31 protein-coding genes, 1 other RNA gene and 1 other annotated feature are annotated in these 24,917 nt (G+C 36.7%); of the genes, 3 read left to right on the top strand and 29 right to left on the bottom strand.

The genetic code is table 11. The annotated features are described in order from the left end of the window. Positions 1 to 12 precede the first annotated feature (12 nt). The 16 genes from tsaD to OEZ61_RS02440 form a co-directional block, all read right to left on the bottom strand. The gene (gene tsaD / locus OEZ61_RS02515) at positions 13 to 1,023 is read right to left on the bottom strand and encodes a tRNA (adenosine(37)-N6)-threonylcarbamoyltransferase complex transferase subunit TsaD (protein WP_237757068.1); all 1,011 of its coding nucleotides are present in this window, start codon (positions 1,021 to 1,023) and stop codon (positions 13 to 15) included. A gap of 35 nt (positions 1,024 to 1,058) precedes the next feature. Next, complete coding sequence (gene rimI, locus OEZ61_RS02510) at positions 1,059 to 1,658, bottom strand: ribosomal protein S18-alanine N-acetyltransferase (RefSeq protein WP_041152525.1); 600 nt, start codon at positions 1,656 to 1,658, stop codon at positions 1,059 to 1,061. Beyond that, positions 1,639 to 2,367, bottom strand: coding sequence for a tRNA (adenosine(37)-N6)-threonylcarbamoyltransferase complex dimerization subunit type 1 TsaB (tsaB, locus tag OEZ61_RS02505; protein WP_198178018.1), 729 nt, complete (start codon positions 2,365 to 2,367; stop codon positions 1,639 to 1,641). Before tsaB ends, rimI begins: the two co-directional genes overlap by 20 nt. Positions 2,368 to 2,478: 111 nt before the next feature. Further along, positions 2,479 to 3,237 (bottom strand): acyl-ACP thioesterase domain-containing protein, encoded by a 759-nt coding sequence (locus OEZ61_RS02500; protein WP_041152523.1) that lies wholly within the window; start codon positions 3,235 to 3,237, stop codon positions 2,479 to 2,481. Positions 3,238 to 3,249: 12 nt separating this feature from the next. Further along, positions 3,250 to 4,128, bottom strand: coding sequence for a 16S rRNA (cytidine(1402)-2'-O)-methyltransferase (gene rsmI, locus OEZ61_RS02495; protein ID WP_041152522.1), 879 nt, complete (start codon positions 4,126 to 4,128; stop codon positions 3,250 to 3,252). Positions 4,129 to 4,143: 15 nt separating this feature from the next. Continuing rightward, complete coding sequence (locus OEZ61_RS02490) at positions 4,144 to 4,479, bottom strand: DNA replication initiation control protein YabA (RefSeq protein WP_041152521.1); 336 nt, start codon at positions 4,477 to 4,479, stop codon at positions 4,144 to 4,146. Between the two features lie 15 nt (positions 4,480 to 4,494). After that, positions 4,495 to 5,505, bottom strand: a complete 1,011-nt coding sequence (gene holB, locus OEZ61_RS02485) for a DNA polymerase III subunit delta' (RefSeq protein ID WP_198178019.1) — start codon at positions 5,503 to 5,505, stop codon at positions 4,495 to 4,497. Positions 5,506 to 5,517: 12 nt separating this feature from the next. Continuing rightward, positions 5,518 to 5,844, bottom strand: a complete 327-nt coding sequence (locus OEZ61_RS02480) for a cyclic-di-AMP receptor (RefSeq protein WP_034531916.1) — start codon at positions 5,842 to 5,844, stop codon at positions 5,518 to 5,520. A 14-nt stretch (positions 5,845 to 5,858) separates the two neighbouring features. Then, a complete protein-coding gene (gene tmk / locus OEZ61_RS02475; RefSeq protein WP_041152519.1) occupies positions 5,859 to 6,503 on the bottom strand; it encodes a dTMP kinase in 645 nt (214 codons plus the stop codon). Between the two features lie 109 nt (positions 6,504 to 6,612). Next, positions 6,613 to 6,861: a YaaL family protein gene (locus tag OEZ61_RS02470; RefSeq protein ID WP_034531914.1), complete on the bottom strand. Its 249-nt coding sequence runs from the start codon at positions 6,859 to 6,861 to the stop codon at positions 6,613 to 6,615. 12 nt (positions 6,862 to 6,873) lie between these two features. Next, positions 6,874 to 7,473, bottom strand: a complete 600-nt coding sequence (recR, locus tag OEZ61_RS02465; protein WP_041152518.1) for a recombination mediator RecR — start codon at positions 7,471 to 7,473, stop codon at positions 6,874 to 6,876. A gap of 21 nt (positions 7,474 to 7,494) precedes the next feature. Then, positions 7,495 to 7,812 (bottom strand): YbaB/EbfC family nucleoid-associated protein, encoded by a 318-nt coding sequence (locus tag OEZ61_RS02460; protein WP_034531912.1) that lies wholly within the window; start codon positions 7,810 to 7,812, stop codon positions 7,495 to 7,497. Between the two features lie 15 nt (positions 7,813 to 7,827). Continuing rightward, positions 7,828 to 9,633 carry a DNA polymerase III subunit gamma/tau gene (gene dnaX, locus OEZ61_RS02455; protein ID WP_041152517.1) on the bottom strand — a complete coding sequence of 602 codons (1,806 nt, stop codon included), beginning with the start codon at positions 9,631 to 9,633 and terminating at the stop codon, positions 7,828 to 7,830. A gap of 124 nt (positions 9,634 to 9,757) precedes the next feature. Next, positions 9,758 to 9,854: signal recognition particle sRNA small type (gene ffs, locus OEZ61_RS02450), an RNA gene on the bottom strand. A gap of 27 nt (positions 9,855 to 9,881) precedes the next feature. After that, the gene (gene tadA / locus OEZ61_RS02445) at positions 9,882 to 10,379 is read right to left on the bottom strand and encodes a tRNA adenosine(34) deaminase TadA (protein WP_057197558.1); all 498 of its coding nucleotides are present in this window, start codon (positions 10,377 to 10,379) and stop codon (positions 9,882 to 9,884) included. Next, the gene (locus OEZ61_RS02440; protein ID WP_290046832.1) at positions 10,372 to 10,977 is read right to left on the bottom strand and encodes a class I SAM-dependent methyltransferase; all 606 of its coding nucleotides are present in this window, start codon (positions 10,975 to 10,977) and stop codon (positions 10,372 to 10,374) included. The genes tadA and OEZ61_RS02440 overlap by 8 nt, the downstream gene beginning before the upstream one ends. A gap of 186 nt (positions 10,978 to 11,163) precedes the next feature. Here OEZ61_RS02440 and OEZ61_RS02435 point away from each other — a divergent pair, with 186 nt between their 5' ends. From OEZ61_RS02435 to nrdF, 3 genes are all read left to right on the top strand, one after another. After that, positions 11,164 to 11,391 carry a redoxin NrdH gene (locus tag OEZ61_RS02435; RefSeq protein WP_034531908.1) on the top strand — a complete coding sequence of 76 codons (228 nt, stop codon included), beginning with the start codon at positions 11,164 to 11,166 and terminating at the stop codon, positions 11,389 to 11,391. A gap of 115 nt (positions 11,392 to 11,506) precedes the next feature. After that, complete coding sequence (gene nrdE / locus OEZ61_RS02430; RefSeq protein WP_041152514.1) at positions 11,507 to 13,672, top strand: class 1b ribonucleoside-diphosphate reductase subunit alpha; 2,166 nt, start codon at positions 11,507 to 11,509, stop codon at positions 13,670 to 13,672. A gap of 21 nt (positions 13,673 to 13,693) precedes the next feature. Then, the gene (gene nrdF / locus OEZ61_RS02425) at positions 13,694 to 14,668 is read left to right on the top strand and encodes a class 1b ribonucleoside-diphosphate reductase subunit beta (RefSeq protein ID WP_041152513.1); all 975 of its coding nucleotides are present in this window, start codon (positions 13,694 to 13,696) and stop codon (positions 14,666 to 14,668) included. Between the two features lie 138 nt (positions 14,669 to 14,806). Here the strand turns inward: nrdF and mprF are convergent, their stop codons facing one another. From mprF to cysS, 13 genes are all read right to left on the bottom strand, one after another. Further along, positions 14,807 to 17,404: a bifunctional lysylphosphatidylglycerol flippase/synthetase MprF gene (mprF, locus tag OEZ61_RS02420; protein ID WP_290046830.1), complete on the bottom strand. Its 2,598-nt coding sequence runs from the start codon at positions 17,402 to 17,404 to the stop codon at positions 14,807 to 14,809. A gap of 126 nt (positions 17,405 to 17,530) precedes the next feature. Continuing rightward, positions 17,531 to 17,893 (bottom strand): 50S ribosomal protein L7/L12, encoded by a 363-nt coding sequence (gene rplL / locus OEZ61_RS02415; protein ID WP_034531905.1) that lies wholly within the window; start codon positions 17,891 to 17,893, stop codon positions 17,531 to 17,533. 45 nt (positions 17,894 to 17,938) lie between these two features. Then, positions 17,939 to 18,445 (bottom strand): 50S ribosomal protein L10, encoded by a 507-nt coding sequence (gene rplJ, locus OEZ61_RS02410; RefSeq protein WP_034531904.1) that lies wholly within the window; start codon positions 18,443 to 18,445, stop codon positions 17,939 to 17,941. Positions 18,446 to 18,469: 24 nt separating this feature from the next. Then, positions 18,470 to 18,585, bottom strand: a sequence feature (ribosomal protein L10 leader region). A gap of 73 nt (positions 18,586 to 18,658) precedes the next feature. Further along, entirely contained in the window at positions 18,659 to 19,351 is a 693-nt protein-coding gene (gene rplA, locus OEZ61_RS02405; protein WP_034531903.1) for a 50S ribosomal protein L1, read from the bottom strand. Positions 19,352 to 19,453: 102 nt separating this feature from the next. Then, positions 19,454 to 19,879, bottom strand: coding sequence for a 50S ribosomal protein L11 (rplK, locus tag OEZ61_RS02400; protein ID WP_034531902.1), 426 nt, complete (start codon positions 19,877 to 19,879; stop codon positions 19,454 to 19,456). Positions 19,880 to 20,004: 125 nt separating this feature from the next. Then, positions 20,005 to 20,550 carry a transcription termination/antitermination protein NusG gene (nusG, locus tag OEZ61_RS02395; RefSeq protein ID WP_034531901.1) on the bottom strand — a complete coding sequence of 182 codons (546 nt, stop codon included), beginning with the start codon at positions 20,548 to 20,550 and terminating at the stop codon, positions 20,005 to 20,007. 109 nt (positions 20,551 to 20,659) lie between these two features. After that, on the bottom strand, positions 20,660 to 20,833 hold the full coding sequence (gene secE / locus OEZ61_RS02390; RefSeq protein ID WP_034531900.1) for a preprotein translocase subunit SecE: 174 nt from the start codon (positions 20,831 to 20,833) through the stop codon (positions 20,660 to 20,662). A gap of 12 nt (positions 20,834 to 20,845) precedes the next feature. Next, a complete protein-coding gene (gene rpmG, locus OEZ61_RS02385) occupies positions 20,846 to 20,995 on the bottom strand; it encodes a 50S ribosomal protein L33 (protein ID WP_041152584.1) in 150 nt (49 codons plus the stop codon). 70 nt (positions 20,996 to 21,065) lie between these two features. Beyond that, positions 21,066 to 21,686 carry a sigma factor gene (locus OEZ61_RS02380; protein WP_053796345.1) on the bottom strand — a complete coding sequence of 207 codons (621 nt, stop codon included), beginning with the start codon at positions 21,684 to 21,686 and terminating at the stop codon, positions 21,066 to 21,068. Between the two features lie 116 nt (positions 21,687 to 21,802). Next, positions 21,803 to 22,327 (bottom strand): NYN domain-containing protein, encoded by a 525-nt coding sequence (locus tag OEZ61_RS02375; RefSeq protein WP_053791535.1) that lies wholly within the window; start codon positions 22,325 to 22,327, stop codon positions 21,803 to 21,805. A gap of 14 nt (positions 22,328 to 22,341) precedes the next feature. Continuing rightward, positions 22,342 to 23,097: a 23S rRNA (guanosine(2251)-2'-O)-methyltransferase RlmB gene (gene rlmB / locus OEZ61_RS02370; protein ID WP_034531897.1), complete on the bottom strand. Its 756-nt coding sequence runs from the start codon at positions 23,095 to 23,097 to the stop codon at positions 22,342 to 22,344. Continuing rightward, positions 23,087 to 23,509 carry a Mini-ribonuclease 3 gene (locus OEZ61_RS02365; RefSeq protein ID WP_041152510.1) on the bottom strand — a complete coding sequence of 141 codons (423 nt, stop codon included), beginning with the start codon at positions 23,507 to 23,509 and terminating at the stop codon, positions 23,087 to 23,089. Before OEZ61_RS02365 ends, rlmB begins: the two co-directional genes overlap by 11 nt. After that, on the bottom strand, positions 23,510 to 24,916 hold the full coding sequence (gene cysS / locus OEZ61_RS02360; RefSeq protein WP_057197551.1) for a cysteine--tRNA ligase: 1,407 nt from the start codon (positions 24,914 to 24,916) through the stop codon (positions 23,510 to 23,512). It abuts the gene before it with no gap. Between the last annotated feature and the right edge of the window lies 1 nt (position 24,917).

Genomic DNA, 24,917 nt, shown 5'->3' with positions numbered 1-24,917 from the left:
GATTCATCTTTTTTATTCTTCATCTTCTAAAAGGTCGAATTCCAAACTTGGGTCAGCATTTAAGTCAACACCAGCAAAGACATCTTTCTTTGCCATGACGTATCCGGCTGCACCAATCATTGCAGCATTATCACCACAAAGTTTGTTTGGTACCTTAATTAGTTCAGTTGTATCAATCTTATTAATTGCTTCTTCTAAGGCACTACGAAGTCCCTTGTTAGCAGCAACCCCACCAGCCAAAATTAATTGAGAAACTGGATATTCTTGTAATGCTCTAGTGGTCTTATCAACTAAAACATCAACGACGGCGCTTTGGAAACTAGCGGCCAAATCGTTCTTATCCAATTCTTCATGAATTTGATCAGCATGGTGAGTGGTGTTTAGAAACGCACTCTTTAGACCACTAAATGAAAAGTCAAAGTTATCTTCTTTTTCCATCGCACGTGGGAAGTTAAAGGTATCCTTACCTTCAGCTGCCATTGCATCAACCTTAGGTCCTGCTGGGTAGTTAATTCCCAATACTCGACCAACCTTATCGTATGCTTCACCAGCAGCGTCATCCCTAGTTTCACCGATTATCTTGAAGTCGCCCTCTTCTTTCATTAGGACTAATTCAGTATGACCACCGGAAACAACCAATGCCAATGCTGGATAGTTAATCTTGGTAACAAAACGACTAGCCAAGATATGGCCGGCAATATGGTTAACCGGAATCAATGGGATATTGTGAGCCCACGCAATGGTCTTAGCAGCAGTAACACCGATTAATAGTGCTCCAACTAGCCCTGGACCATATGTCACAGCAATTGCGTCGATGTCATCGTATGAAACATCGGCTTGCTTCATTGCATCTTCAACACAGATAGTGATTTGTTCAATATGATGTCTACTTGCGACTTCTGGAACGACTCCACCAAATCGCTTGTGACTATTAATTTGCGTTGCAACAACGTTTGATAATATTTTTTCGCCATCTTCGATAATGGCCACACTAGTTTCATCACAACTAGATTCAAAAGACATAATTATATGTGGTTGCACAAAAAAACCTCGTTTCATTAAATTCCAAAGTTATTTGGAATAGTTTCGTATAGACTTAAATCTAAAACCATATCAACGGCATCTTCATGATCACCGTCGTAGTAGCCCTTCTTGACACCAACTTGTTTGAAACCTAAGTCGGAATACAATCTTTGGGCTTTCACGTTACTAATTCTGACTTCCAAAGAAACCGTCTTGTAGTTCAACTGACGAGCCTTCTTGATAATCTTAGCGATTAAGAAGTAACCTAATCCACGTTCTTGGTATTCCGGTTTTACAGCAACGTTTGAGATATGGCAGTCACCTTGCTTATCGTTTAAAGAACTACCGATAAATGCTACTAGTTCGTCTTCTTGACGCAATAGTAAATAAAAGCGATCTAGACGTGGTTTTAGCTCCGGTAAAAACGCTTCGTCGGTCCATGGTGCCTTACCATCGTAGACGTCACGTTCGATATTAACCATTTCTGGAATATCGGTAACCATTGCCTTGGCCAAGTAAAACTTATCGCCATTAATCTTTACGATGTGGTTCTTAATATTTAGGTGTTCCTTTTTCATTAGGTGCTCGGTATTCACAAATTTTTTCTGATACCAATTAATTAACTTTTTCAACATATGAAGTAACTTCTTCCCCGGGATGATTTTGTTTCCAATCTGCTTCAGCTTTAGTCAAACGTAAATATCTTGGTACAAATGCATGAATGTCTTCAACAGGTGATAAGTTTTGTCCATATAAACCTAATCTAGCTGCTTGTGGCAAGTTATCAAAACTATCAGTAAAAATAACTTTGTCGCCAAACTTATTCTTCAATGCCTCTTCAAAATGTGGTGCGTCGGTACCAACAGCATAGACTGTCTTGTCTTTACTATCGATTCTGTCTAACCATTTATCAAAGTCGGTATGACAGTCTTCTAAGATATTTTCTGGAACGCCATTTTTAATTTCATAAAGTCCAGAAAAGACGTTATTGTTTCTAGCATCAAAAATTGGCATTACAAGGCTGCCCTCTTGCTTAATGTTAAGCGCTAAGGTTTGCAAACTTGATACACCTATTAGTTCGATTCCTAAGGTGTATGCCAAAGTTTTAGCTGTGGCAGTAGCAATTCTAATTCCAGTGTATGAGCCTGGACCGTCTGCCACAACAACTCTTTGTAAGTCCGATGGTGTTAAGTCCACCTTTGTCATTAATTCATCAATAATTGGAAGTAAATATTCCGCATGTTTTTGATGAACAGTAGTTGTTTCTGTCGCTAATATTTGATCATCATCCAAAATAGCAACAGTTAGTTGTCGATTGGATGTATCTAAAGACAATACTTTCATCCTGTTTTTCCGTCTCCCTAATAACTTTATTAATATACGTAATAATTCTAAAACAAATTATAACAAAAAAATAGGTGTCTCCATAATAAAAATGAACACACCCGAAAATATTTAATCATTTTTGCGCCAAGTAATGTTGGCAATTGCAGAATGACTGTCGCCACTCATAATTTCATGCTTAGTTAGAATTGAACCGTCATCTTGTTCTTCCATGTCGTAGTAACTTTCTACGGTTGATCCATATTTAACTTCATTTTCGTATCTTAATATGAAATGAGTTGGTGTATGGTTGGTTAGGAAGTCGGCAGGTAAGACGTTTACCATCCAATCCATGTAATGAGCATTGTTTACGTGTTGGTTTGAATCAATATCTGTATATCTTACACGGAAGCTTTGTTTAGTTTCTTCGTTGTATTGAACCTTTTGTGGTTTAGGCATCTTAGGAACTTGGTTAACCTTTTCAGCACCAAATGGTTCTACAGTTTCCTTTGGAATGGAAGCAATCTTTCTTTCCTTGTAGTTCATAGCTGCCCATAAACCAGTCATGTGCATTAACACTTCACCTGATTCACTTTCGATAGTGAATTCACGGTAAGCAAAGTACTTGTTGTATGACTTTGACTTTGTGTTAATGGTGATATTTTCATCAACCATTGGCATACGGTTAATATGCACATCGTATTGAATAACAACCCAGGTAACTCCGAACTGACGGACAAATTCAGCTCCGACACCAAGCTTATCACTATGATCTTCTGACGCTAGGATAATGACATCTAGCATCATCGCAATAGTCATACGACGGGTAAAGTCAGCTTCATAGTAGGTAACTCGATGTTTTTCACTAAAAACTGTTGGTTGGTTTTCCATTATTATTCACTCCTAGATTTCGTGATAGATATTGTAAATCTCTTGTTTTTTTACTTTGTGTAGTTTAGCAACCTCTTTGATTGCTGCATTGGTCTTCATGCCTTTACCAATAAACAAGTCAACTTGTTCTTGGATGGATAATCCAGCCAACTCATCTTGTTCCTGGTTTTCTTGGGTGGCGTTTTTATTACCATCAACAATTACCACGAACTCCCCACGAACTTGATTTGCTTCAGTCCAGTCGATGAGTTCAGAAATACTACCACGGTCGAATTCTTCGAACTTCTTGGTTAGTTCCCTGCACAATACTGCCTGACGGTCGGCACCGAATACCTTTTGCATATTCTTAAGAGTCTTGTTTAAACGATGAGGAGCTTCATAGAAAATCAGTGTTTCACTATGCAGGTTAAGTTCCTCTAGTTCGCTAATCTGGTCACTGTTCTTTCGATTTAAAAATCCAAAGAAATAAAATGGTTGTGGAACTAGTCCGGAAGCAATTAGTGCTGTTAATCCAGCATTTGCTCCAGGAAGAGGGACAACATTAATATTATTATCAACACATGCTTTCACTAGTTCTTGACCAGGATCACTAATTGATGGCATCCCCGCGTCACTAACTTGTGCAACATTTTGTCCGTCATTTAAAGTTTGTACTAATTCATCGATTCGGTAGTCTTTGTTATCTTCTCTAAAACTGATTTTCTTGGTATCAATCTCAAAATGATTCAACAATTGTTGAGTGTGACTTGGGTTTTCAGCGGCAATTAAATCAACTTCTTTAAGTGTCTTAATTGCTCGAAAAGTCATGTCATCTAGGTTCCCAATTGGTGTTGGAACTAGATATAATATTCCTTTATCTTGGTTAGCAGTAAAGCTATGTTGTTCTTGCACTTGGACTCCTCCAGATTAACGATTTAAGATTTCATTACAGAAAATACAGCTTTCATCGTTTTCACGATGTGATCCATAAAACTCGATGCAGACATGGAATCCTTCATTAAATAAGTGTTCCAAGTTTTCACGAGATTTAGATGAACGTGGTCTGCTCTTCTTGTTATCGTTTTCCACATTTTCTTTTTGTTCATTAATGAAATCATGTAGATGTTGGTTTTCAATTCTTAGTTCTGCATTTTCTTCCATTACTTCGGTCAATGCCTTTCGAACTTCAGCAAATTGAGTCAACATTAATTCAGTTTGTGATTCTAAATCCTTGATTCCATCATATAATTCACGTTTCTCCAAACAATTTCACCCCATTTAACTATTTAGTATTTTCATAATTTTTAATGTAGTAGCCTCTAATATATTTTGGAAACTAACATTGACTGCCATTTGGTTATTGCAGTTTAAGATTACTTCCATAATTTGAATTAGTTTGGCCTCATTGATACTTTCGCTTAGTTGTTCAATGTTTTGGGCTTGTTTTGGAAAGTTATAATCCTTACTTCCAGTATACTTAGCATCTAAAACATCTTCAAATATTGATAGCAGCATATCAATCACTACTTGGCGTTTACTATTATCACTAACTAACGGCATGATATTAATTTGTACCAAAACAAATGAAGTTTTATCTCTTTGGACCAGCATACTGAACCATTGACTAATCGCAGAAATAATCTTGGTTAGCCATTCGTCTTCCTGCCATGCTTGGACGGTTGACATTTGGTTGGTTAGTCGTTTAATGATTTTAAACTGACTGGGAATTACACCTAGGTTGGCCAATTCTTCGTTAAATGCTTTAGTATTCAACGGATTTAGATCAACCACCTGGGTTCTAGAGATAATGGTTGGTAGTATTAAATTCTTATTGGTCGTTAGTAGAAACGAAACTATATTAGCACCAGGTTCTTCAATAAACTTTAATAAGCTGTTTGCGGCTCCGGTAGTCATCTTTTCCGCATCACAAACGATAAAGAACTTCTGGTTTCCTTCCAAACCACTTTTGGAAAATTCAGATTTTAGGTATCTGATTTGATCAACCTTGATGCTTAATCCATCAGGTTTGATGATTACAACATCTGGATGTTGTTGTTCTGCGATTCTACGACATTCATCACAATGTCCACAGGGCATTGAATCATCGGAAACGTTCTTACAAAACATTCTCATTGTTATAAACAACGCTAATGATAACTTTCCGACCCCTTCTTCACCGTTAAATAGGTAAGAATGGGATAATTCGTGATTGTTCACCACTTGTAAAAATTTGTCCATCAGTGGCTTTTGCTTTTTCTCAGTCTCTGCAATCACTTGATTTTCGGTCATGTTCTTCCCCCATTAGAATCGATAAAAATTATCCATTGGCATTTCCATTACAGTAGCGCCACCTACTTCAATCTTAACTGGATATGATGAGTCTGAAACTCCACCATCCAAATTAACTGGTGGTGTCATGTATTGTTCACGCTTACTTGAAACCTTCTTAATGATATCTAAAACATCATTAACACGTTCATCTTCAATCCCGATCATAAAGGTAGTGTTTCCTGACTTTAGAAAGCCACCGGTAGTTGATAGTTTGGTTTGATGAACATTATTCTTAGCAAATGCATTTTGTAGTTTGTTAGCATCTTTATTTTGCACAATTACAATTAAAAGTTTCATTCAAAATCACGTCCCTATTTTTTAAATTCATTTAAATATGGTTGCAAAATTTCTAAAACATTTTGGTATACCGCATCAATTGATTGTGTAGCATCAACTGACTTGATACGTTTAGGATTATCCTTTGCTAAACGTTGATAGGCTGCATGAACTCGGTTATGGAAATCGATTGTTTCAACATCCAATCTGTCGACTTCTTCTTCCGCCCTATTTTTAGCAATACGCTTTAATCCTTCTTCTACTGGAAGATTAAAGTAGATAGTAAGGTCTGGCAAAAAACCTTCGGTAGCAAATTGGTTCATTTCATTGATTGTATCTTCACCAATTTCTCTACCTCCACCTTGATATGCAATTGAGCTATCCAGGTAACGATCGCAGATAACTAACTTGTTATCGGCAATCGCTGGCTTCACTGTTTGTTCAATGTTTTGGCGACGAGCCGCAGCATATAATAATGCTTCAGTTCGCTTATCCATATCAACATTTTTTCGGTCTAAAATTACTTCACGAATACTTTCAGCGATTGGGTTACCACCAGGTTCTCTACTGGTAACCAACTTGTCGCCCATTTCTTCCTTTAAATAATCTAATACCATGTTCAGGATGGTCGTTTTACCAGCACCATCCGTGCCTTCAAATGTGATAAATTTTCCAGCCATATACTATAACCCCTACTTTCATCTTTCTATCTCATTGTACTTTAATTTATGCGTTTCAACAAATGAACAACAAACAAAAAGTGTCTTATTCCAAAGAATAAAGACACCTTTAGTAATCAATAACAGAAGATTGAATACGATTGTTGGAAACTTTTCTTTCTCTTGCTTCTCGATATAAAAATAAATATTTTTCACGAGCTAAACGAGTTTGGGCAACAATTTCCCCGTCAACTTCATAAATTGCTTCTTGGGTTTCAGTAGCTTGGTCCCATTGGTACTTAGCACGATCGATAGAATCCAATAGAAATTCATCATATTGTTTTCCTACGTTGTGTGAAAATCTTGAAAATCCTAACATCAGTATTCACTCCTACATTTCAGTTCGACCAGAAACGGCTCTAGAAAGCGTCATTTCATCAGCATATTCGATATCACTACCAACTGATAAACCATGTGCTAATCTAGTTACTTTAATTCCGGCTGGCTTAACTAAACGTGATAGATACATTGCAGTTGCTTCCCCTTCAGGAGTAGCGTTTGTGGCAATGATAATTTCTTTGATTGTTTCGTCGCTTTGCAAACGTTTAATTAGGCTTTTAATATTTAAATCTTCTGGTCCTTTTCCCTCGATTGGAGATAAGACACCATTTAATACATGATATAAACCATGATAATCTTTCATTTTTTCCATTACCATAATGTCTCTTGGTTGTTCGACAACCAAAACAGTCGATTGATCTCTAGTCTTGTCTCGACAGATAACACATGGATCTTCATCAGTTAAATTTCCGCAAATTGAACAATACATTAACTTGTCTTTGGTTTCCTTCAATGCTGAAGAGAACTTAGCGACGTCGTCTTTGTTCATATCAACTACGAAATATGCCAGTCTAATCGCTGTCTTATGCCCAATCCCTGGTAGACGCATAAAACTGTCAATCAACTTAGCAATTGGTTCAGGATATTGCATAATTAACCTTCTTTATTTAAATTACATTCCTGGAATTCCCATTCCCTTAGTGTACTTACCCATTGAGTCTTGAGTAGTCTTTTCGATTTGTGCAAGTGCATCGTTTACGGCACTGATTACTAAATCTGAAGTCATGTCTGGGTCTTCTGGATCCAATGCTTCTGGTTTAATCTTCATGTCTTTCATCTTGCGGTCACCTGAGAAAGTAACAACTACCATGTCTTCAGGGGCTTTTCCAACAAATTCAGTGTTGTTGATTTGTTCTTGTTCAGCACCCATTTGCTTTTGTAGTTGCTTAACTTGTTTCATCATCTTTCCCATGTTCATTCCGTTCATCATAACTATAACAGCTCCTTAATCATCTTTTACATCTATTATATCTTCACCAAAAAGTTGTGTTGCTTGTTTAACTATTTTGGGTTCATTGTCTTGTTTTTCATTATTATTATCATCGTTTTGGTCTGAATTTTCAACACTTGAATTTTCAGATTCTTCTCGAACTTCTTTACCACTATTCTTTTGGGCAACGATGTAACCCTTTCTGATTTCAGGCCATTGTTCAGCCGGGATAAAGACAAAGTCTGGAACGTAACTTAAAATACGGTCCAATCCATTACCTAAAGCATCTTGTAGTTCCTCATCAGTACTTGCCTTTTGGAATAAGAATGGATATTCAAATGAAACAACCACACCATCATGACTGGCAGCCACTGGTTTAGAAACATTCATCAATGCTCGCTTTGTTACGTCTAGTCCACTCAATAATTCATCCCAAATGTTTTGAATGTTGGTCAAATCTTGACGGGTAGCGTTGTCCAAGACTGGATAAATCTTAGTTAGGTTAACCCTAGCATTACTTGAACTACCTGATGGTTTCTTAGCAGCTGGTCTCCTAGCAGGTTCGCTAATGGAGTTACCGCCGTTGTTAGCAGCAACGCCATTCTTGGTTAGTTCTTCGACTTGTTTTTGTAAACTAGCCACTTGATTCTTCAATTGTTGAACCAATTGATTATCGACATTTGAAGCACTTGCAGTTTGCACAGCGGGTTGTGGTTGTGCTGGGTTAGCAGCTTGTTGGTTGTCGGTTGATAACTTAACGGTCAATACATCTAGATAAACGTCTGGATGCATTGTGTATCTCATTTGGTTTTGAATGTCGTTTAAGTCAACAATCATGCGGTAAACCCTTTGGGCATCCACAATTGACGTTAGTTTCTTGAACTCTTCATTAATCACACCTAATTCTGATTCTTCGACCATTTCAGGTGATTGTTGGTATAACAAGATGTCTTGGCAGTACTTGATTAAGTCTTCAACAAATCTTGCTGCATCTTTACCAGATTCTAGCATTTGTCTAACATCTGATAGCGCATCCTTAACATCGTGGTTCACGACATTAGTTAGGTATTTTGATAGTAGTGACTTGGTCACGCTGCCAGTTACTTGCAATGCGTTTTCGTAAGTCACCTTATCAAAGCCAAATGACAATACTTGATCTAGGATACTTAAGGCATCACGCATCCCACCTTCTGCTGCTTTGGCGATGACCTTTAGTGCCTTGTCATCATAATCAATCTCTTTATCGTTTAAAATGAATTCCATTCTGCCCAAGATGTCATTTGCGGTGATACGTTTAAAATCAAAACGTTGAACACGTGAAATGATTGTAGCCGGAATCTTTTGTGGTTCGGTTGTGGCTAGAATGAAGATAACGTGTGCAGGTGGTTCTTCCAATGTCTTTAGTAATGCATTGAAAGCCCCTGTTGATAACATATGAACTTCATCAATAATGTATACCTTGTAGGTTGCTTGAGTTGGCGCATACTTAGCCTTATCTCTAACATCCCTAATTTCTTCAACCCCATTGTTTGAGGCCGCATCAATTTCGATAACATCATTTAGCGTTCCATTTGTAATGCTTTCACAAATTTCACATTCGTTGCAGGGTTCCCCATCTTTTTGGTTTGGACAGTTAATTGCCTTTGCCAAAATTTTCGCAGCGGAAGTTTTTCCAGTTCCCCTAGGACCTGCAAATAAATAAGCATGACTCAATTGATTGGTGACAATCGCATTTTTCAATGTGGTGGTAATAACATCTTGACCAATCACATCGTCAAAACGTTGCGGTCTCCATACACGGTATAAAGCTTGGTAACTCATGGAAAACTTCCTTTCAAAAAACTAATTACTTACATTATATATTCTATTCAGTAATTATTCCATTATCGTTTTTACATCATAGATAAAAAAATCTCCTAGCCAGCATTTGACTAGGAGTTTATTTGTATAAAAAACAAGAAGCACAAGCGTAGAATACTTAGTGCTGCTTCCTCTCGGATCTGACACGGTTCGTAAACACAACTTTGCTTCAAGGCCTTACGGCAATAATTATATTAACTTATTCAGGATTATTTTTCAAGCTTATTTCTCTTTTTCTTGGCTTCTTTGCTTCTTTTACGTGCTGCTTTGAAAAAAGACTTCATTAAATGCTTAGCATCATCAGCCATTAAACCACCTGAAACATTAACCTGATGATTAAGTCTACTATCTTCTAACACATGATATAGACTTTCAGCGGCACCCGCCTTAATATCATTAGCACCATAATAAACATTATTGATTCTAGAATTGATGATAGCTCCTGCGCACATTAAACATGGTTCAATCGTTACATATAAATCACAATCTTCCAATCGCCAACTATGCAAACGTCGACATGCTTCATCAATGGCAACAACTTCGGCATGATCCAACGCATTGTTGCTCAACTCACGAAGGTTATGACCTCTACCGATAATCTCACCGTCTTTAACAACGATTGCCCCAATTGGTACCTCGTTTATCATGTATGCTTTTTTCGCTTCGAATAAAGCTTCTTTCATATAGTATTCGTTTGTCTTATCCATTAAATACACTTTCCAATATATAATAACCTTTGTTCTTCTTGATAATTTCGCAATTACCAAATAATGATTGCATTAATTTCTTAGCAGATGGTGCCCCTTGTTTCTTTTGTAATACCACAGTTAGTGTTCCGTTTGGTAATAAATGATCAATAGATCCAGAAATCATTCCATCAACAATATCCTTTCCTGCTCTTACAGGTGGATTGGTAATAATCGCGGCAAACTTATCGGTGACATTTTCATAGACGTTAGAATTATGAATCAAAACATTTGAGACATGATTTTGTTCCGCATTCTTTACGGCTAGTTCTAACGCTAGGTTATTAACGTCTACCATTTCGAATGTTCTTTTTGGATGATGCTTGGCTAACGCAATTGCCATTGGGCCATATCCGCATCCTAAATCTAGGACATTTCCATCTGGAATTTTATCAAAATTAACACTTTCTACTAAAGTTTTTGAACCAAAATCAACAGTTCTTTTTGAGAAAACCCCGTTATCAGTGGTAAAGGTCAATGTGTTATTTAATAAATCAAAATTCCATGTATGAAGTTCGTGTACAACATGTGGATTAGGTGTATAATAAAATTCGTTCATTTCAAATCAGATCCTCGTAAAAAATTTTTAAATTCGCTAAGACACTGTATCTAGTAGATTAGGAACATTTCAACCACTAAATATGGTGTTTTTTTATTTGATTTTTTTCTGTTCTGGTGTAAACTTTTATATATAAATTAAAGGGAAATATCTTACATATTTCATCAAGAGAAAGGGAGCAATACCATGGCACAAGTAACTGTATACTCAAAGAATAATTGCATGCAATGCAAAATGACTAAGCGCTTTTTAAGCGAACACGATATTGATTTTATCGAAAGAAACATTAACGAAGAACCCGAATATGTTTCATACTTAAAATCAAAAGGATTCATGTCACTACCAGTTGTAGAAGCAGATGGTATTGACTCAATTTCCGGATTTAGACCAGATCAATTAAGCCAACTAGCTTAATTTCAAATTACGTATTATTCATTATAATATAAAATGTTGTTTTTGGCGAAACCGCTAATGGTCTCGCCTTGTTTTTTCTCAAGTTTAATTTTACTAATGAAAGAGTGGTTTAAGCATGTCGTTGAAAGATTTGAAGGACGTAACCTATTACGACCTAAATAATGAAATTAACATCCCTAAGGATGATAAGATTCAATTAAATAAAGATAAAGAAGCGCTTGAAGCCTTCATCAAAGAAAATGTTGAACCTAACCTTAAAAAGTTTGGTTCTCTAAAAGAAAAATTCGATTTTCTAATCGATAATGATTACCTTGAAGAAGAATTCATCAACAAATATGACTTTTCATTTATTGAAAAAATCTACGACTACTTGGAAAGTCAAAACTTTAAGTTCAAATCTTTTATGGCCGCATACAAATTCTATGCTCAATACGCCCTAAAGACTGATGATGGTAACTACTACCTAGAACAATTCATCGATCGTGTTGCTATCAACGCACTATACTTTGCTGATGGTGATGAAGAACTTGCTATGAACTTAGCAGATGAAATTGTTCACCAAAGATACCAACCAGCCACCCCTTCTTTCCTAAATGCCGGAAGAAAACGTCGTGGTGAGTTCGTATCATGTTTCTTAATTCAACCTACTGACGATATGAACACTATTGGTAGAACTATTAATTCAGCCCTACAACTATCACGTATTGGTGGTGGTGTTGGAATTAACCTTTCTAACCTACGTGCTGCAGGGGATCCAATCAAGCATATCGAAGGTGCTGCTTCTGGTGTTGTTCCAGTTATGAAACTTCTAGAAGACAGTTTTTCATACTCAAACCAACTAGGACAAAGACAAGGTGCTGGTGCCGTTTACCTAAACGTATTCCATCCAGACATCATCTCATTCCTATCAGCTAAGAAAGAAAACGCCGACGAAAAGATTCGTGTTAAGACTCTTTCACTTGCTGTTACTGTTCCTGACAAGTTCTATGAACTAGCTCAAAACGATGATGAAATGTACCTATTCAGTCCATACGATGTTGAAAGAATTTACGGCGTTCCATTCTCATATGTTGATATCACCCAAGAATACGACAACATGGTCGCAAATGATGAAATCAAGAAGACTAAGATTAACGCTCGTGAACTAGAAACCGAAATTAGTAAATTACAACAAGAATCAGGTTACCCTTACATCATTAACATCGATACTGTTAACAAGGAAAACCCTATTGACGGTAAGATTGTTATGAGTAACCTATGTTCAGAAATCATGCAGGTACAAGAACCTTCTACTGTTGATAACGAACAACACTACGAAAAACTTGGTACTGATGTATCATGTAACTTAGGTTCAACTAATATCGTTAACTTAATGGCTAGCCCTGACTTTGGTAAGTCAGTTGACGCAATGGTTCGTGCCTTAACTTTCGTTACTGATCATTCAGACATCAACGTTGTTCCATCAATCCAACGTGGTAACGCCCTATCACACAGTATTGGCCTTGGTGGAATGGGTCTTCACAGTTTCTTAGCTAAAAACCAAATCGAATACGGTTCTGACGAAGCAATCGAATTCACTGGTGTTTACTTCATGCTATTAAACTACTGGACTTTAGTTGCATCAAACAAGATTGCTGCTGAAAGAAACGAAACTTTCCACAACTTTGACAAGAGTAAATATGCTGATGGTTCATACTTCGATAGATACACTACCGAAGACTGGGGTCCAAAATCTGACCGAGTAAAAGAACTATTCGATGGCATCTTTGTTCCAAACCAAAGCGATTGGGAAGAATTAAAACAAGCTGTTATGAAGGATGGTTTATACCACCAAAACAGAATGGCTGTTGCACCAAACGGTTCAATCTCATACATTAATGATTCAACTGCTAGTTTGCATCCTATCATTAGTCGTATCGAAGAAAGATATGAATCAAAGACTGGTAAGATTTACTACCCAGCTCCATACCTATCAAACGAAACTCTTAAGTACTACAAGTCAGCCTATGACATTGACATGAGAAAAGTTATTGATACCTACGCTGCTGCTCAAAAACACGTTGATCAAAGTATGAGTCTTACTCTATTCATGCGTTCAACAATTCCTGAAGGTCTATACGAATGGAAGAACGGTAGAACTGATAAAATGACTACTCGTGATTTAACTATCCTACGTAACTACGCTCACGCTAAAGGCATTAAGTCACTATACTATGTCAGAACTTACACTGATGATAACCAAGAAGTCGGTGTTAACGAATGTGAAAGTTGTTCAATCTAATTAGTTAGGAGAATTTATACAATGGATAATTACAAAGCTATCAACTGGAATGCTGTAAGCGACCAAATTGATAAAGCGACATGGGAAAAACTAACCGAACAATTCTGGTTAGATACTAGAATCCCTTTATCTAACGATTTAGCTGATTGGAGAACGTTAGATGACGATCACAAATGGCTAGTTGGTCATGTCTTTGGTGGTCTAACTTTACTTGATACACTACAATCACAAGATGGTATGGCCGCACTTAGAAAAGATGTTGCCACTCAACACGAAACTGCTGTTTTAAACAACATTCAATTCATGGAATCCGTCCATGCTAAGAGTTACTCATCAATCTTTTCTACTCTAAACACTCCTGACGAAATATCAGAAATTTTTGACTGGAGTGATTCAGAAGAATTCCTTCAAAACAAGGCTAAGAAGATTTATGACTTATATCATGATGATTCAAACCCATTGAAGAAAAAGATTTCAAGTGTATTCCTAGAAACCTTCTTATTCTACTCTGGTTTCTACACCCCACTATGGTACTTAGGTCACAACAAGTTGCCGAATGTTGCCGAAATCATTAAGTTAATTCTTCGTGATGAATCTGTTCACGGAACTTACATTGGTTACAAGTTCCAACTTGGTTTCAATCAATTAGGTGGAAACGAACAACAAGACCTAAAGGATTGGATGTACAACTTCTTGTATGACTTATACGAAAACGAAGAAAAATACACTCACATTCTATATGACCAAGTTGGTTGGACTGACGACGTATTGAAGTTCATCAGATACAATGCTAACAAGGCACTTATGAACTTAGGTCAAGATCCACTATTCCCTGATAATGCTGAAGACGTTGACCCAATCGTTATGAATGGTATCTCAACATCAACAGCTAACCATGACTTCTTCTCACAAGTCGGTAACGGTTACCGTCTAGGTGAAGTTGAAGCTATGAAGGATGACGATTACAAGATTTGGTATCCAAAAGATAACAAATAATCATAAATAAAAAGAGGATGAAGTTTAATTACTTCACCCTTTTTTTATTCCTCTAGATGCAAAAAAATACCCGATACAGAATTATTAATATCTATATCGGGTATTTTTATTTACTCTATTTAAGTTGGCTAAAATGGCCTATTTTTTGAATAATCTCTTCCAAATTGATTTCTTTTCACATGGTGTGTCATCAACATGTTCATTTACCAATACTAGCAATTGAAGCATGGTGAATACTAGTGAGTTTCCACGACGGTATGAGATGTACTTAGGTGTCCATTCACTAACGTATTTTTCCTTGTAAGATCTTAATCCTTGGAAACTGTAGAATGCAGTTCCGTACTTGTAGATTAAGTTAGAAATCTTTTCGTCAATAAAACTATATCTTGATTCACCAACGTTTGATAATGGAGCCATTCCAAGGTTGAAATACTTATATCCTTCATCTTTTACATAGTTGAACAAGTTAATGAAGATTCCATCCATTATTCCTGATGGTGCATCTTCGCTTGATCTCATCAAATCAATTGATGTCATTTCATGGTCACCAGTTGGCATGATGTTGGCGAAGGCAACAACCTTGTTGTCCTTATCCTTCATTACAGCAATTGGTGCTTGGTTTAGGTAGTAACTGTCAAAGTATCCTAATGAGAATCCCTTTTCAGGTTTACCCTTCAACCAGTTGTCAGATACCTCTCTCAATTCATCAATGAAGGATGTTGAGAATGGTGGTTGAATAATTTCAAATTTGTATTCGTCACGGTCGAATTTATTCATCAAGGCCCTTTCACCACGATGCTTCTTACCGGCAATTGAGAATGTATCTAAGGCCACGTGACCTTCTTCCCCTGCCTTGGTAAAACTAAATCCTTTTTCGTGAAGTAACATTGTTAGTTCTTCACCGATTTCATAGAAAACAAGTGAGTAACCAATGTTGTCACTATCTTCGATGAACTTATCGATTGCATCTTCAAGTTTATCCATGTTACCAATCGGTTCACCCATGATCATAATCTTGTTAGCACGACATTTGTACATGAAGAATAGTTGGTCTTTACCATCTTCTTGGTAGAAGTAGATGCTCTTATCACGAACATAAGCTAAGTGACTTACTTCGTTTCCACCAAATTCATTAATAACGTTAGATACTCTATCGCCATCAAAAGGTTGGTTTAACCAATCAACCTTTGAGTATGATAAGAAACGGAAAGTTAGAACTAAGATTAGGAAAGCTAAAATCAATCCTAATAGACCTGCAAACCACACTTGAGGTGATGGTAATAGGTATGAGTTAGTCCAGTGGAATACCGCAAACTTGAAGTTTGTTAGTAAACCAATGATTAAGTATACGACAAACGCACTAACGAATATTAGCAAATCAATTAACGCATGTCCCCATGAATATGTGAACTTTTGTCTGTATAATACCTTGTAACTTAACCATAAACATCCTAGTAGAATTACGGACATAACTACCATGTTGGTTGGGAAGTCTTCCTTCCAAAGTGTGTTCCATAAGGCAATTACTAAAATGACCGCTGTTGGCCAGAATGCCTTCTTCACCTTTGAACCAAATCCACGCGCAAAACCAATTAATAGGAATGCCACGATAACAGTACTTAGTTGATCTAAGAAGTAGAACGAATAAGGTTCCAGTGATATATAGAATCTATTAACTAGCACTAAGTTAGGAATAACGGCTAGTAATAGCATCATGATTCCTGAGAAGTACATGAAAATAGTGATAAACATGTGAGCTAATCTTTGTAGAATTAGCTTTGGAATACCATCTAAGAAGTTGTTGAAACGTTGGAATACATCCACTACTAAGAAAATAATTCCCAAGAACACTGGGAAAATGTAGTAGAAAGCACGGTATAGGATTAACCATACTGCTGCATCACTTGGTCTAACACCAATGAACATTAATCCAACTAGCATTGTTCCTTCAAAACTTCCAAGTCCCCCGGGAACTAATGAAGCAACCCCTACTACGTTTGCAACAACGAATACTGGAAATACGGCTAGTAGATTAATTGGTTGATGCATGAATGCACCAATCGCCATGAATAATCCAGCACAACCTAACCATTCTAGACATGATCCAACAATTAATTGGATTTCTAGTTTAGAGGTTAAATCTTTGAAATAGTCTGAATCATTTAATCGTGTGATGATAAATAAAATTGGGAAATATAGTCCGCCAAGTACTAGTACAATCCACCACCACCAATCATGACTATTAGTTCCAAAACCGAAACTAAACATCATGATAATTGCTACCCAACAGTATGTGGATAGTCCGGCTAATAAGAAAATAACAATCTTAGAGATTGCATATAATATTTGTTTTTTAGTTGCGTTTTCACTGTAAAAACTAGAACGCATACTTGCACCTAACACACCACCAAAACCGGCGATGTTAGTAAGTGTATTGGTAATCCACCCTGTCTTTATAATATATGATTTTTTAAACTTACCCGGTAGAAAATCAACGATTGTAAAATCATATATTAACATCGGTGAAACCGCGATAAATCCCAAAATTATCATGATAACAATCGACAATGGTGATAGTCTTGAAAAACTTTCAGCCATTTGTCTTCCACTAATTTCCTTTGAAACAGAGAAGATAACGTGTACAACAACGGCTAAAACGAATATCACGAATAAGACTTTTACCAAAGTCATATGTCGATTGATCCAATCTCCACATTTCTTAAATAAAGCTTTCAATTATGTTTCCTCCATAAATCTTATTACTACTATTATCTCAATTAATAATTGTTGGCACAAGGCTTTATATCAAAATATGTACAAAAAAAGAACGTGTGATAAATCACACGTTCTTTTAAAGGGAAATTACTTAAGAGTAACTTCTGCACCAACTTCTTCAAGTTTTGCCTTGATGTCGTTAGCTTCGTCTTCTTTAGCGTCTTCTTTAATTACTGAAGGAGCACCATCAACTAAGTCCTTTGAGTCCTTTAGACCTAGACCAGTGATTTCACGTACAACCTTGATTGCTTTAACCTTTTGGCTACCAGCAGAAGTTAGTTCTACAGTGAATGAGTCCTTAGCAGCACCATCAGCACCACCAGCAGCTGGAGCAACAGCTGCAGCAGCAGTAACGTCGAATTCTTCTTCAATTGCCTTAACTAAGTCGTTTAGGTCAGTGATTGAAGCTTCTTTAATTTGTTCAATAATGTTATCTTTATCAAAAGCCATTTTAATTTCCTCCAATTTGGATAGTTATAATTTTATATTATGAGCTTAGGCTGCGTCGCCATCGCCCTTTTCTGCAACTGCTTTAACAGCAATAGCAAACTTGCGAACAGGTGATTGTAACATGCTTGCAAGGATAGAGATTGATTCGTCGCGACTTGGTAATGAAGCGAATTCGTCAATTTCTTGTAGAGTAGCAATCTTGTTTTCAAGAATACCACCCTTGATTTCAACAGCATCAGTGTTATCAGCAAAATGCTTTAATACCTTAGCTGGAGCAATAGGATCTTCATCAGAGAATGCTACAGCAGTAGGACCCTTGAATAAGTCACCTAATTCTTCGTAACCTGCTTCCTTAGATGCACGTACAGCAATGTTATTCTTGATAACACTGAATGAAACACCTGCATCACGTAATTGCTTACGTAGGTCAGTTACTTCAGCAACGTTTAAACCACGGTAGTTAACAACAATAGCAGTAGTAGCATTGTTGAATTGTTCTGTAACAGCTTCTACACGTTTAGCTTTAGCGTCGATTACTTCTTTCTTTGGCATTGTTTCACCTCCCAATATTTTTTGGGATTTAATAAAAAATCCCTATGCCACCTAGACATAGAGAAACCGTTTTAAGTGTCCTCGTTGGGATATTAAGGTACAAGTACCACCCAAGTCTTAGGTAGATATCAATTTTTATAACAAATAGTAGTTTACTATATATATAAACTTTGGTCAATAGGGATTTTCAAATTCCAAATTAATTACTTAACTTTAGAATGATTCTAGATCAACCTTTACACCAGGTCCAAAGGTTGTTGAAACTGATAGGTTACTGATGTAAGTACCACGAACTGAAGCTGGACGGTTCTTAACGATCAAGTCTTCAATAGCCTTGAAGTTACCAACTAGCTTGTCAGCATCGAATGATGACTTACCGATGATAACAGCAACGTTTCCGTCACGGTCAGTACGGTAAGTAACCTTACCTGATTTAGAATCAGATACGGCCTTCTTAACATCCATAGTAACTGTACCAGTCTTAGGGTTTGGCATTAAGTTCTTTGGTCCAAGAACACGACCTAGACGACCAACTTGAGCCATCATGTCTGGTGTTGCGATAGCAACATCAAAGTCTAACCAACCGTTTTGGATTTTTTCAGCTAGGTCTGCTTCACCAACAAAGTCAGCGCCGGCTTCTTCAGCTTCCTTAGCCTTGTCACCCTTAGCAAATACAACAACTTTTTGGTCTTTACCTGTACCGTTTGGTAAGACAACAGCACCACGTAATTGTTGATCAGCTTGTTTAGTGTCAACATTTAAGTTAAATACAACTTCAACAGTTGAATCGAACTTAGCAAAATCAATTTTCTTTACAAGATCAACAGCTTCTTCAACTGAGTAAGCCTTGTTACGGTCTACTTGTTTTAAAGCATCTTGATACTTTTTACCTCTTTTTTGAGCCATCTGTGTTTTCCTCCTTGCAATTGTGGTTGTAACGGATAAACCTCCCACATAACACCTAAATAATAGGTGTTATGGTACTACAGTATAGAAATGATTGTTGAATTAACCTTCAACAGTGAATCCCATACTACGTGCAGTACCTTCGATCATACGCATTGCGGCTTCAACATCAGCTGCGTTTAGATCTTTCATCTTAGTTTCGGCGATTTCCTTAACTTGGTCCTTAGTTACACTAGCAACCTTGTTAGTGTTTGGTTCACCGGAACCATGTTCAACACCAGCAGCCTTCTTCAATAGAATTGAAGCAGGTGGTGTCTTAGTAATGAAATCGAATGAACGATCTTCATATACAGAAATCACAACTGGAATCAAGTATCCTGCTTGATCAGCAGTACGAGCGTTGAATTCCTTAGTGAATCCCATAATGTTAATACCAGCTTGACCCAATGCAGGTCCAACTGGAGGAGCAGGTGTTGCTTTACCCGCAGGAATTTGCAATTTAACTACGTTAGCTACTTTTTTAGCCACGAGACATACCTCCTTAAGTCCGTGTGTGGTAAAAATTGGAGATGAGATTTCTCCTCCCACTTAAGTATGCGTAAACATACAACAAATAATATATCACGTTTAAATATTTTTAACAACCCAAATTTTTATCTAATTGGTTGTACTTGGTTAAAGTTTAATTCAGCAGTAGTTGCACGACCGAACATATCAATATTAACCTTCAACTTACCTTTTTCGTCATCTTTTTCGATAACCTTACCTGAAAGATCAGCAAAGGCACCGTCAATAATAGTAATTGTGTCTCCCACTTCAGCATCCAATTCTTGCTTTTCTTGAGAAACGCCAAGACGACTTAGAACTAGTTCTACTTCATCTGGTAGCAATGGAGTTGGCTTACTTCCTTGACCATGTGATCCGATAAATCCAGTAACACCTGGAGTATTTCTAACGATGTACCATGCTTCGTCAGTCATAACCATTTCTACTAGTACATAACCAGGGAAAGTCTTTTCCATCTTAGCCTTGTCTACACCATCTTTAACTTCGTGTTCTTCTGTTTCCGGAACAACTACTCTAAAGATAAAGTTTGACATACCCATTGATTCTTTACGTGAATCAAGGTTAGCCTTAACTTTGTTTTCGTATCCTGAGTAAGTATGAATAACATACCATTGCTTTTCTGCTGATTCCATTAAAATTAGCTCCCTCTATGATTTTTTGCAAAATAAAAAAACTCCGCACTCACGAAGTTTCAAACTACCTATTATAATATCACTATTTACTATAATTTAAAACAGTAAATTATAGGTATAGTAATCCTGATTGAATTGCCCAGTCAACAATTGCAAAGAAGATTGCAAAGATAATTGACATTGATACTACGATGGTAGTGTCAATTCTAGTTTGGTGACCATTAGGCCAAACAACTAGTTTCATTTCAGTACCAACACTCTTAAAGAACTTAAATAATTTCATAGTTTTCCTCCACTAACGTGTTTCTTTATGCATCGTAGCCTTGCCACAATGTTTACAGTATTTTTTTACTTCTAATCGATTGTCATGGTTATTACCCACTGAGGTTGTGTAATTACGGGATCCGCAGACCTCACATTGTAAAGCAACTTTATTCTGTGACATCATATACATCCCCCTTTTGAATAAATTCATAATAGCATTTATATTTTTGATAGTCAATTTATGCTAATAGCTAGTCATAGACCTTTTTTACAATCTTTTTTAACTTATTTTTGACCCTAGCAATACAATTATCAACTATATTAGTAGCGTTCTCTGGATGTCTTGCTAAAGCCAGCTTTAATCTATCGATTGAAAAATTATTTTCATTAATCAAATCTTCTAGATAGCAAAAGGCAATTTCGGATTCCAAAGGTGATAGTCTAGCAATCAACTCTTCATAGCAAATCTTGATATTCATTGATTGATCTGGCGTTAAAAAGATTCTATCCTTCAAGCTGTTTTGAAAGTATAACTCGTTAGCATTATATGAAACCATTTTATCAACTGGCATCCGCTTTTTGGCTTTTCTTTTTCTTAAGATGTCATATAGATGATTCTTTAAACTAATTTGGTATAACGTTCCAAATGTCGCTTTATGGTTTTCATCATAATTACGAATGTTTTTTACCATTACTAGCATTGATTCTTGATACCAGTCGTCGATGTCCATATCGTGCAAGTAATAATTACGCCACACTTTATTAACCAACGGCTTGTATTTATCAAACAGCTTTTGCAGTGACTCTTCATTGCCTGTTTCTTTAAAATCAAGAATTAATTCTATATCAATATTATTTTGGTCAAATCTCATTACCTATTCACCTCTGATTATAATTACATAAAATAATTTATATAGTTACATAATCATAAACAAGCGAATATTTGTTCATTTATATTTCACCGAATCGGTATAAATATATATAGCTTTTAATCATTTGTTAAATTATCTCTTAGCTTTTCCAGTCTCAATAACTGATCATTAGACCAAGGAGTTCGACGACCAGTTAATTGATTAGTATAACTACGAACCTGCGTCTTAATCTCACGTTTTGAACGTTCAACATCTCGAAGCAATTCTCGTGCTGATATTCTCAAAGCCCCTGCTGAAAAAACAGTCCATTGTTCAGCTTGGTCAGATGTTACTACGACTACCTGAACAAATCTAGATTGCTTTTGCCTAGCATATGCTTCGATATAACTATCAGCTGTTTCATCTTTGTTAGTCCAAACAATGTCTAAGTTATGCTTCTTATCTTTCTTTGATAAACCAGGGACATACATCGCATCGAAGATAATCTTCATATCTAAGTCGCGGTATTTTTTATATTCGGAAATGATATTAATCAATTCATCCCTGGCATCTGCCAAACGATTATCTAGCTTTAACTTATTCAATTCAGGCCAATTTCCGATGACGTTATATCCATCGATTAATAATAGTTGTTTTTTCATTGGCTTAATCCTTCTTATAGTGGATTTCTTGAATTATAAGCTTGATACATTAATAAACTAGCAGCAACACTGGCATTTAAACTTTGTAGTTGACCAACCATTGGAATGGTTAGCATTTCGTCTACGTTCTTCTTTAGAAGTGGTGAAATTCCCTTACCTTCGTTTCCAATGATTACGGCAACTGGTCCTTTGGCATCCCAACGACGGTAATCTGCACCTTTAACGTCAGTTCCAAATACCCAAACGCCTTGTTGTTTTAAGTCGTTCACAGTGTTAACTAGGTTAGTCACTCTAGCAACTGGAATTCTTTCAATGGCACCAGCAGATGTCTTAGCAACTGTTGATGTTAAACCAACAGCACGGTGCTTTGGAATAATCACACCAGTAACACCGGCAGCGTCGGCTGTTCTGATAATTGAACCCAAGTTGTGAGGATCTTCAATGTTATCAAGAATTAAAAAGAATGGTGGTACATCTTGTTTTGCTGAGTTTTCAAATAATTCATCAATGGTTGCGTACTTGTATGGTGAGATTGATAAAACCACCCCTTGGTGGTTTTGATTATCTGAAAGTAAGTCTAACTTTTGCTTTGGCACAGTTGAAATTACTAGGTGCTTTTGCTTAGCTAGCTTGATGATTTCTTCAACACTTTTTTCGTCTTTCTTGATTCCATTTTGTAGGAAAACCTTGTTGATTTCTTGCTTTCCTCTTAGAGCGGAAACAACCGGATGGCGTCCGATTATAAATTCACTTTGGTCATTAGTCTTCATATTTTGGCCTCCCAGCATCGACTTGTTCAATACACCAGTTAGATAGTTCTTCTAAACGGTCATCTTGTTTGCTTAATGAAAGATACCCCATCATGGCTTCAAAACCAGTTGAATGGCGGTAAGTCAAAACGCTAGTGTTCTTAGCATGTGTGTAACTCTTAGCATTACGACCTCTCTTGAACACTGCATCCTCTTCATCTGTTAGGATGTCGTCTTCAATCATCAAATCGATTAATGCTGCTTGAGCCTTTGCTGACACGTACTTTCTAGCTGACTTTTGTAGGCGGTTAGGCTTAGTAATCCCTAAGTTTAAAAGGTGTTTTCTTACGAACACTTCGTAAACTGAATCGCCAAGATATGCTAATGCAATTCCATTTAACTGTTTATAATCCACGTTCTGGTTTTCCATCATTTATTCCCTTCTGAAACGAGTACCTTGAGCAGTATCTTCTAGGATAATCCCTTGGTCTCGTAGTTGATCTCTAATTTCGTCACTTCTTGCGAAGTCCTTGTTCTTTCTAGCTTCGTTACGTTCATCAATCAATGCTTGAACTGAATCGTCATCTAGTGTTTCTTCCTTGAAGACAACACCAAAAATAGAAGCCATCTTTTCTAGCTTTTCAATAATTAGGTTAACAGTATCCTTACCTACTTCAGGTCTTTGCGCATACATGTTACCAAGTTTAGCTAGTTCGTATACACAATCAATTCCGTTTTGTGCATTGAAATCATCATCCATCGCATCTTGAAAATCTGCTTGAATTTGTCTGATTTCTTGTTCTAGTTTCATATCAATAATATCTGTTGCATCGCTTAGACGATACTTCAAGTTATTGTAAGCATTTCTTAACTTGTTTAGGTTGTTTTCTGCAGCCTGTAAATTAGTTTCGTTGTATTGAATTGGACGACGGTATTGTGTAGTTGACATCAAGAATCTTACTACTTGAGGATCAACCTTCTTAACGATATCGTGAACAGTCACAAAGTTACCTAGTGACTTACTCATCTTTTCGTTTTCATCACCAACGGTAACAAAACCATTGTGCATCCAATAGTTAACAAACTTTTCACCAGTCTTGGCCTCACTTTGTGCACGTTCGTTTTCATGATGAGGGAACTTCAAGTCTTCCCCACCACCATGGATATCGATTGTATTACCCAAGTACTTGGTAGACATTACTGAACATTCAATGTGCCAGCCAGGACGACCTTTACCCCATGGTGAATCCCATGAGATTTCGCCTGGTTTAGCAGACTTCCATAAAACAAAATCAATTGGATCTTCTTTCTTAGAAAGTTCTTCTTCTGACACGTGTTGGCTAGCTCCTGATTCCAAATCATCTACGCTTTGGTGTGATAAATGACCGTAATCATTGAACTTTCTTGCTCGATAGTAAACATCTCCGTCAACAGCATATGCATAACCATCATCAACCAATTCTTTTACGAATTGAATAATTCCATCAATATTATCAGTAGCCCTTGGATTAACAGTTGCTGGTTCAACGTTCAAAGCAGCCACATCTTCTTTGTAGGCTTCAATGTACTTGTTAGCAATATCCATTACTGTACTGTTTTCTTCTTTAGCTTCATTAATTAATTTATCATCAACATCCGTAAAATTAGAAATGTAATTCACTTGGTAACCACAATATTCAAAGTAACGACGAATAGTATCAAATGCAACAATACTACGCGCGTTTCCAATATGAATATAGTTATATACTGTTGGACCACAGACATACATACCAACTGTTCTTGACTTAATTGGCTTAAATACGTCTTTTTCTTGAGTTAATGTATTATAGATCCTTAGCATT

This window comes from Apilactobacillus sp. EABW-1NA (assembly GCF_030398685.1).
Lineage (GTDB): Bacteria > Bacillota > Bacilli > Lactobacillales > Lactobacillaceae > Apilactobacillus > Apilactobacillus waqarii.
Note: the sequence above shows the minus strand (reverse complement) of the source record. Positions and strands in the feature narration are given on the sequence as shown.